Genomic DNA, 8,699 nt, shown 5'->3' on the forward strand with positions numbered 1-8,699 from the left:
TGGTCGCGACCGTCGCGAACCCGACCAGACTCGGCACGGCATAGCCCACGAGCGCGGCACCGGCCGCGACCGCGGCGCCGCGCGCTTCGGGACTCCCGCGGCGTGCCACACGCCACACCGCCCGAGCCGCGAAGAGCACGATCGCCAGCGCCGCAAGGCCTCCGAGAATTCCTTGGGTCGCGAGGATCTGGATCGCGTCGCTATGGGCTTTCGCCGGCGTTCCGCCCCATTCGAGCTCGGTCAGCCTGGAGGTTCGATAGCGAGGAAACGCGGCGAGGTAGGCATCGACGCCGACGCCCAGGGCGGGATGGTCCTCGACCATTCGGATCCCCGCGCGCCATAGCTCGACGCGTGTCCGGGAGGTCGGGGCGCTGAGATCGGTGAGCTGGCGGGCGCGGTCGAGAAACGGGCCCCTCATCGGCGTGAGGAGGGGAAAAAGGACGACCACGATCCCCGTGGCGAACGCCGTGGCGAGCCAGGAGCGCTTGAGACGCTGCGTCGAGGCGAGGGCAAGGAGGAACGCGGCGACGGCCACGGCGAGGACCCCGAGCCACGCCCCGCGGGAGAGACTCACCGCGATGACGAAGAGCGACGACGCCGCGAGCGTGAGCCACGCGACGCGTGCCGCGCGCGAGCCCCCGCGTGAGGCGAGCCAGACGATCAACGGGAGGCACATCGTGAGATAGGCGGAGAGCGTGTTCGCGTGCCCGACCGTGCTCCCGGCGCGGATCGCGCCCTCGAACGCGGATTGTCGATGCCATTGGATCGGATCGAGACGGGCGATCTGGATGAGGGCGTAGGCCGTGGCGACCGCGGCCCCCGCGCCCGCCGCCTGTGCGACCCTTCGAATCCAAACCGGATTCGAAGCGAGCGATCGAGAGGCGTAGAAGACCGCCGCCAAGGCGACCAGCGTCCTTAGACCCGCGTGGCTTTGCGGCGCGCCGAAGAGGCTGAGGGCCGGACGGACCGAAACAACCGTGGACGCCGCCGCTGATAGGGCGAAGAGCGCGACCGCGGCCCCGAGCGGATCCCGCCGCATCGCGGAGGCGATCCGGTCCGGAAGGAGTCGCGCCCATTTTGCGAATCCGGCCGAGGTGGCGCGTGAGCTCTCGGCCGCAATCCACCACGCCGCGAGGACGAGCGCGCCGGTGACGAGAAGCGTAACCTTCGTGAACTCGAACTCCTCGACCAGCTGGCCCGGCGTGAAGAAAATCGGCAGCGCGAAAAGGAGGCCGATGACGACGAGGAACTGAAGGGAGGGCTGAACCCCCGGCCGACCCGCGCCGGCCGCCGCGGCTCGCGCGCGTCCGCCACCGGACCTTGACTTAGGGGATCGATCGGACCTCAAATGTGCCCTTTCGTCTAATAATGGAGAGGCGGCCGCGGAGGGCCGGGGGAAGGTCCTATGCGAAGCGACATGGATCGGCTAGAGTATGCGGCGTACGCTCTAGGAGGTGAAGCCCCAAGTTGTTACCCGACCAGGGAGCGCCTGTAGCTCAGTTGGATAGAGCAACGGATTTCTAATCCGTCGGTCGGGGGTTCGATTCCCTCCAGGCGCGCACCAACCTGCCTGAACCTGCGGTGGATGTAGCTCAATGGTAGAGCACTGGACTGTGGCTCCAGTGGTTGCGGGTTCGAGCCCCGTCATCCACCCCAACCCATCACGCCGGCTAGCCCGGAATTAGCTGCAGCGCCCTTTCCAGGAGTTCGTCACGCCCCGCACGGAGAGCGGCGCGCGTGCGGGCGACGGGCACGGTCGGTCTGATGCCGACCAAGTGGTGCTGCGAGCCGTCGTGCTTGAGCACTTTCATGCCGGTGAACCTCACGCTGTAGCCACCGGGAAGGCGAATCACATTGACGTTGCCGTTGGTTCCGGCCGTGGTCTGGCCGACGATCTCTCCCAAGCGGTAATGCTCGACGATCCCCATGATGCTTTCTGCGTAGCTGATGGCGTGGGCGTCGGTGAGGAACACGACCTTGCCACCCAGACGCGGCTTCTCCGGCTCGAGGCTCCAGCGGCCCGTGGTGTCCCATCCGGCGATCCGTTCTCGGTCCGGGTAGAGGATCCGGGGCACGTTCCACTTCGCCGACTGAATCGGCGTGTCGGTCAAATGCTGGAGGACTTCTTCGCCAGAGTCTTTCGGATAGCCTCGCATGTCGAAGACCACCCCACGTGCCGCCGCGAGGGTGCTGAGCCGGGGCGTGATCTCGGGCATGGCCGCCCGCGTCAAATCAACGTAGTAGACACCATCCGCCAGCCGAGCGATGGAGTCGGGGCGCGCCTCGGCCGGGATGTCGCGAGTGCCACGGACAAGGTGGACCTTGATCGCGCGCCCGTCTCGCCGCAGCACGAGGCGGGCGAGCGAATCTTTCTTGCCCCGGCCGAACTTTCTGAGGGCGCGGACCCGCCTCCATTGCGGCGACCCCGACACGCGCGCTTCGGTCCGCTCGAGTGCCGTGAGAGCCGGCACGCCGTCCACGGAAACGACGACGTCGCCGGGCACGACCTCAGGGACGCGTGACGCCGTGACCGTGACGGCCCCCTCGATCCAGTCGAATGCAAGAGGGACCCCGTCCAGATCGGTCGCGATTGCCTGATTGTTCACGCTCGCGTGGCCGTCGCGCAAGGCGGCCATCATCAGGTCCAGAGTGGCGTAGAAGTCGAGCTCGCTGCGGGCGGCCAGGGTGCCACGGATGGCCCGGGTCAGCTCGGCATCCCAGTCGGCGCGGACCACGTCAAAGTAAGGATAGAAGTGCTGGAGGACGTTCCACGCAATGACCACCGCGCCGGCGCGACGGGCGGTCGCGTGGGCATCCGGGTCGAAGGTCGAAAGAAGGGAGCGAAATTGTCCGGCGGTTTCAGCGACGACGCTCGGCTGCGTTCGGCCGCCGACGCTCGGCAACGCCACCGGAAAGGCGCAGCTCAGGCCCGCGCCGATTGGCTTTTCGAGCACTTCGCCGAGCGCGGGCGTGGCCTCGAAGAGCGGCTCCCGCACGGAGATCGTCTCGCTCTCGATGAGAACGCTGCGTCCGCCCTCGAAAGCGCCGCCGCCTTCCACGTGGTAGAGATAGCCGGGGCTCTTGGCGCTCCAGCCGGCGATCTCGCTCGCGCTCGACTCGAACCCGGGATTCTTGAGCTCGACGGGGCGCCAGGTATGGTCGGATTCGTGCACCGCCAGCTCGAAGAGGTCGAGCCAGAGCTTGCCGCCGCCGGCGAGGAAGCCGCCGAAGACCACCTGCTCGGCGTCGTCATCGACTTTTCCAACGATTTCGTAGGCGCGCCACTCGTGCGCCGTGACCGGGCGGTCACTCATGTTGTCGAAAAAACCGAGCTGCTTCCCTGCACGGTCGACCCGGAGCCAGAGCTGTCCCTGGCCGCCGCGGCTCGCCTCGGCTCTGACGGCGGCGCGCAGGCGGACTTCCTTGCCTCGAAGATTGGCCGCCGGCACCGATTGCGCGATCGTGCCGAACCCGTAGCCGCCCGCCTGCACTTCCGTCCCGCGGTGGGTCCGAGCGCTCAGGTACTTCCCCCCTGCGCCAAGACCGACCCCCCGATGCTGCCAGGCGACCACCTCAACTTGGGGATCACCGCGGTACTCGGCGAGGGCCGGACGGAGAGGCGACGGCGCGCGGCCCGTGCGGTAGATACGGATCGTGGGGGCTATCGGAGAGAAGAGAGAATCAAGGGTCGCGCGCAACGCAGCCGTTGGCGCGGCGAGGACCTTGTCGGCGCCGTACACGGCGAGCCGATCCCAATCGACGGCGCTCGCCTCGTCGCTGGGATGGAAGAATCGGATGTAGCCGTAGAGCTTCGCGAAGGCTCGGAGCCGCTCGACAGCGGCGGGAGTGCCCAGCTTGCTCTCCGACTTGGGGGCTACGCGTTCCGCGCGCGCCCCCCCGATCGTGACAGCGGCAAGAACCACCGTGGCCAGGATCGAGAGGCCCTGCATCCGCTTGGATCGAGGCATGGCTCACTCCCTGAGCGCGCGACCCAGGGCCGCGGCCGCTCGAGCGCGGTGGCTGAGCGCGTTCTTCTCGGTGGCGGGTAGCTCCGCGAAGGTCAGGAGGTGACCCTCGGGAATAAAGACGGGGTCGTAGCCGAACCCACCTGCCCCGCGCGGGGTATCGAGGATCCGGCCCTCGCACACCCCCTCTACGACGATATCATCGCCGCGCCCGCGCACGAGCGCAAGCACGCAGCGGAATCGAGCCGTCCGGCGCTCCGGCGGAAGGCCCGCCAGCTCGCCGAGGACGCGCTCGAGGTTCGCGCGGTCGTTCGCTCCCTCGCCCGCGTAGCGCGCGGAATGGAGCCCCGGCGCTCCGGCGAGCGCGTCCACTTCGAGGCCGGAGTCGTCTCCGAGCGAAGGGACGCCGAGCACGCGATAGACCGCCCGCGCCTTCGCGAGCGCGTTCTCTCGATAACTGGATCCGGTTTCGGGAGGAAGGGTGACCGCGGGGTATGAGCGAAGGGTCTCCAGGCGCGCGGCGATTCCCTGAAGCAGGACCGTCAACTCGCTGGCTTTTCCTTCATTCCTCGTGGCGAGGACGATCAGGTCCAAGTCTTGGGGAGCCGTCGCAGGCCGAGCGCGCGCATTTGGGAGCGGATGAGCTTTCCGACCCCCGCTTTCCCGAGCGCCATCATCACGGCCATCTCGCGCTCGCTGAAGGCCTCCCCTTCCGCGGTGCCTTGGACCTCCACGATCCGGCCGGACCCGGTCATCACGAGGTTCATATCGACCTGCGCCTGGGAATCCTCGGCGTAGCAGAGGTCGAGGCAGGGCCGGCCGTCCACGATGCCAACCGAGACCGCCGCGACGAAATCCCGCAGCGGGTCTCCCGCGATGGCGGTGCGCTTCGCGAGCCAGCGGATCGCGTCCACCAGCGCCACGTAGGCGCCCGTGATCGACGCGGTGCGAGTGCCGCCGTCCGCCTCGATCACGTCACAGTCGATCAGGATCTGGCGCTCGCCGATCGCGCTCAAGTTCGTGACCGCGCGGAGGGAGCGCCCGATCAGCCGCTGAATCTCGTGGGTGCGCCCGCCCGGGTGCCCGCGATTCACCTCACGTTGAATGCGCTCCGCGGAGGAGCGCGGGAGCATGCTGTACTCCGCGGTCACCCAGCCCCGGCCGCTGTTCCGGAGGAACGGGGGGACGCGCTCCTCGACGGTGGCTGCGCAGAGCACGCGGGTCCCGCCCATTTCGATGAGCGCCGAGCCCTCGGCGTGCTTCAGGTAGCCGCGCTTGATCGTGACCGGCCGAAGCTCCGCCATGCGCCGGCCATCGACGCGTTGGCTCAACTGGGTCATGGCGGTCCCTGGACCGGAGGGCGTTGAAACCATGGAAGATCATCTTGGGGGACGAGCCAGACCCGCCCCAGCCGCGAGCCGAGGAACCGGCGGCCGATCGCCTCGAATTGCCGCGGGATGTCGGATACGTAACATTCCAGGGATCCGCGGCCGCGCGGTGCCGGGTTCGAGTCGAGCTTGAGCGATCGCGCGAGCCGCCGCGCCGTCGCCTCGCCGGAGTCGATGAGCGTGACGCGCCGCCCGAGGACCGAGCGGATCGCGGGCTTGAACGGCGGATAGTGCGTGCACCCGAGGATCAGCGTGTCGATGTGCTTCGCGCGGAGCGGCGCCAGGTAGTCGCGGAGGACCTCCCGCGCGGCCCTGCTTCGCGCCAACCCTTCCTCCGCGAGCGGCACGAGGAGCGGGCACGGGAGCGCGTGCACGCGCGCTTTCTTCCCCGCCCGGTGCGCCGCGGCCGTGATCGCGTGCTCGTAGGCTCCACTGGCGATCGTCGCCCGCGTGCCGATCACGCCGATCCGCCCGCTCCGCGTCGCTTCGACCGCCGCCTCGGCTCCCGGCTGGATCACGCCGGCCACGGGCAGCTCCTGAAACTCCCGGGTGAGATGACGGAGGGCGACCGCGGACACCGTGTTGCAAGCCACGACGAGATGGCTCACGCCAAACTGGGTCAGAAAGCGCGCCGCCTCCCCCGCGAAGCGACGCACGGTCGCGTCGGATTTGGTCCCGTACGGCACGCGCGCGGTGTCGCCGAAGTAGACGATGTCCCAGGAAGGGAGGAGCCGCCGCAGGTGGCGCACGACGGTGAGGCCGCCGATGCCCGAATCGAAGACGCCGAGCGTGTGCTCGCGGCGGCCGGTGGGGCGGCCGTGCCCGCCTCGGAGCCCGCGCCCGTCGCGGCGGCCCCCCTTCATCGCCAATCTCTCACGAGAAGCGGCGAGAGCACGTCGAAATGTCCCCCGATCGTTTCGACCGGCTCCCCCTCGACAAGAATCATGACCCGCTCGACGCCGGGAAGGTTGTCCCCCGCCGTGCGCACGATCGAGGCGATGAGCGAGCGCTCCCGAGCGCTCCCGCCCCGGAATCCCTGCGTGAGCGCCCGGCTCCAATCGAGGTAGAGGGTCCCGCGGTCGGTCCAGTAGGTCTCGAGCAGCTCGGTCCCCTCTGGAAAGAGCGCCGTGTGCTCCTTCGAAGGCCCCGCAAGCAGCTCGCGGTAGATCGCGCGGACCTGATCGGCCGGCCGGTCCTTCACGACCACGTCCCGGTATTCCGAGACGAGCGTGTCCGCGCCGGGAACGCCGAAGTAGAGATAGGCGCCCCGGATTCCCTCGAGCTCCGAGGCGAGCGGGACCAAGCGCGGCCCCTGGGATCCCGCCTGATTCCTCACGCGGGCGATCCAGAAAAACCCGCCGACGATCGCCACGCTGCCCACGACCGCGATGACCCAGCGCCGATTGAGCCGATTCACGTGGGGCCCCGCACCAGATCCTGGATGGTCTGCGCGACGATCCTTGCGATCTCGCGAATCGAGTAGCCCTGGAGGCTCATCGCTTCCGGTCCGCCCTTCGGAGCGGGCGCGCACTCGAGGAAAACCGCCGGTGAGGCGACCGACTCCAGGACGCTGAGCCTCCCCGTGCGGAAGACAACGCTCGTCTGCGGGAAGCTTCGCGCGAGCGCGTCCGCGATCGCCTGACCGACCGCCATGCTCGTTCCGGTGGAGGGATTTTGCGCGGAGTCCCACGAATGCATCTCGGCCCCTCCCTCGCCTCCCAAGGTGAGCGGCAGCCGGTCCGCCGCCCCGGGAGCCGGTGTCGGGGAGAGCGCGTAGACGCGGAACCCGCCCGCGCGAATCAGTCCCTCGGCGTCGAAATGGACGCTCAGGAAGAGCTCCCCCCCCGATTCGTTCGCGATCTCCGCGCGTCGCGAGACCCGTACGTCGGAATCCCAGTCGCGGGTGAGCACGACGCGCACACCGAGGCGGTCTTGGAGCTCCGCGCGGAGCGCGCGCGCGAGGTCCAAGGCGGCTTCTTTCTCCGACCCACCCTTCGGAAGCGGCGCGCCCGGATCACTCCCGCCGTGGCCCGGATCGATCACGATCGTGCGGATTCTATGATCCCGGCCCCCGAGCGGAAGGGGCTCGAGCTTGGAGAATATTCCCGATTGAACGAGGTCGTGATCATCGGTCACCGCGAGCTTCAAACGGTTCGAGCTTACCGAAACGGAATAGCCCTGTGTGCCGGGTGTGAGAACGAGGCGGATCTCGACGCCGTCGGGTGTCTCTTGGATGGTGCCGCTCAAGACCGCGCCGCCCGAGAAGATGCGCGCCGAATCGAGGGTTCCCCCTTCGAACAGAAGCCTGAGCTCGCTCGGGGTCGCGTAGATCAAGCGGGGGGAGAGCGTCTTGAGGAGCGTCGCGGAGACCTCGGTGACGCGCCCGCGCACCCAGAGCTGCGCCTGTCGAACGGTGTGGACCGGCGACCGGAAGCGAATCGTGCGCGAGGGCACATCCCAACCCGCGCTGGTGACGATGCCCCAGTCCACGAGGTCCCCCAGCACCGATTCCGGAACGTAAACCGCTCCCTGAACCAGGCGTGGAGGCAGAACCAGGTTCTTCGCGCTCTCGTCGACGAGCACGATCGGCGCATCGACCGTGAACCGGATCGTATGGTCCCCGAGCCGCAGCGAGAGCTTCCGCAGCTCAGGGCGCCAATACTTCGTCGCGCGGAAGACGCGCGAGAGATCGTTCGTGGAGAGGTAGCGGATCCCGCCGAGCGTGATGGGCTCGATCCGCTCGGGCGACTGCGGATCGGGATAGATCACCGCGATCGAGGACGCGCCTTGGATCGCGAGCGCGGCGGGGATGGCGAGCGCAACGAGAGGAGCGGCGACCAGCGCGACGAGGGCGCGGCCGACGCGCGTGGCGCGGGTCACTCGGGACGCTCTCCCCGCATGATGCCGCGGATCTCCCGGCGGCTTCGGCGCTCGTCCAGCTTCGCGCGCTTGTCGTAGCTCCTCCGCCCCTTCACGAGCGCCAGCTCGACCTTCACCTTGCCCCGGCGGAAATAGAGAGAGAGCGGCACGATCGTGAGCCCGGACTCATCGAGGCGCGTTTGCAGGCGGCGAATCTCGGCCCGGTGCATGAGGAGCCGCCGCGGCCGCGTCGGTTCGTGGTTCGTGTAACTCCCGGGATCATAGATCGAGATGTGGGCATTCTTGAGGTAGAGCTCTCCGTTTTCGACCATCGCGTAGGCATCGACGAGCTGCGCCTTCGCGTCCCGGAGCGACTTGACCTCGGTGCCGCGGAGCTCGATGCCAGACTCGAAGGTCTCGATGATGGTGTAGTCATGTCGCGCCTTGCGGTTCGTGCAGATGATCTGGCGCTCGTCGTCCTTGTGCG

The 8,699-nt window shown here is 68.5% G+C and carries 8 protein-coding genes and 2 tRNA genes; 2 read left to right on the plus strand and 8 right to left on the minus strand.

Features of this window, described 5'->3' with window-relative positions:
- On the minus strand, window positions 1-1,348 hold a 1,348-nt coding region (locus tag E6K76_12045; GenBank protein ID TMQ56864.1), incomplete at its 3' end, for an O-antigen ligase family protein.
- A gap of 137 nt (window positions 1,349-1,485) precedes the next feature.
- Here E6K76_12045 and E6K76_12050 point away from each other — a divergent pair.
- Window positions 1,486-1,559: transfer RNA gene (locus E6K76_12050), tRNA-Arg, on the plus strand.
- Between the two features lie 22 nt (window positions 1,560-1,581).
- A tRNA-His gene (locus E6K76_12055) sits at window positions 1,582-1,656 on the plus strand.
- A gap of 14 nt (window positions 1,657-1,670) precedes the next feature.
- Here E6K76_12055 and E6K76_12060 read toward each other — a convergent pair.
- The 7 genes from E6K76_12060 to smpB are packed head-to-tail and all read right to left on the minus strand — an operon-like array spanning window position 1,671 to window position 8,676.
- Complete coding sequence (locus E6K76_12060; protein ID TMQ56865.1) at window positions 1,671-3,968, minus strand: peptidase S41; 2,298 nt, start codon at window positions 3,966-3,968, stop codon at window positions 1,671-1,673.
- Between the two features lie 3 nt (window positions 3,969-3,971).
- Window positions 3,972-4,559: an RdgB/HAM1 family non-canonical purine NTP pyrophosphatase gene (gene rdgB, locus E6K76_12065; protein ID TMQ56866.1), complete on the minus strand. Its 588-nt coding sequence runs from the start codon at window positions 4,557-4,559 to the stop codon at window positions 3,972-3,974.
- Window positions 4,550-5,305: a ribonuclease PH gene (locus E6K76_12070; protein TMQ56870.1), complete on the minus strand. Its 756-nt coding sequence runs from the start codon at window positions 5,303-5,305 to the stop codon at window positions 4,550-4,552. The genes rdgB and E6K76_12070 overlap by 10 nt, the downstream gene beginning before the upstream one ends.
- Window positions 5,302-6,216, minus strand: a complete 915-nt coding sequence (locus tag E6K76_12075; protein ID TMQ56867.1) for a glutamate racemase — start codon at window positions 6,214-6,216, stop codon at window positions 5,302-5,304. Before E6K76_12075 ends, E6K76_12070 begins: the two co-directional genes overlap by 4 nt.
- Entirely contained in the window at window positions 6,213-6,884 is a 672-nt protein-coding gene (locus E6K76_12080) for a GerMN domain-containing protein (GenBank protein ID TMQ56868.1), read from the minus strand. The genes E6K76_12075 and E6K76_12080 overlap by 4 nt, the downstream gene beginning before the upstream one ends.
- The gene (locus E6K76_12085) at window positions 6,767-8,233 is read right to left on the minus strand and encodes a hypothetical protein (protein ID TMQ56869.1); all 1,467 of its coding nucleotides are present in this window, start codon (window positions 8,231-8,233) and stop codon (window positions 6,767-6,769) included. The genes E6K76_12080 and E6K76_12085 overlap by 118 nt, the downstream gene beginning before the upstream one ends.
- Entirely contained in the window at window positions 8,230-8,676 is a 447-nt protein-coding gene (smpB, locus tag E6K76_12090; GenBank protein ID TMQ56871.1) for an SsrA-binding protein SmpB, read from the minus strand. The genes E6K76_12085 and smpB overlap by 4 nt, the downstream gene beginning before the upstream one ends.
- Between the last annotated feature and the right edge of the window lie 23 nt (window positions 8,677-8,699).

It is taken from the genome of Candidatus Eisenbacteria bacterium (genome assembly GCA_005893275.1).
In the GTDB taxonomy this organism is placed as follows: domain Bacteria; phylum Eisenbacteria; class RBG-16-71-46; order SZUA-252; family SZUA-252; genus WS-7.

Bases quoted from the DNA above. Each gene is read 5' to 3' on its own strand.
- E6K76_12060 (TMQ56865.1), bottom strand. From the start codon at position 3,968: ATGCCTCGATCCAAGCGGATGCAGGGCCTCTCGATCCTGGCCACGGTG.
- E6K76_12070 (TMQ56870.1), bottom strand. From the start codon at position 5,305: ATGACCCAGTTGAGCCAACGCGTCGATGGCCGGCGCATGGCGGAGCTT.
- E6K76_12075 (TMQ56867.1), bottom strand. From the start codon at position 6,216: ATGAAGGGGGGCCGCCGCGACGGGCGCGGGCTCCGAGGCGGGCACGGC.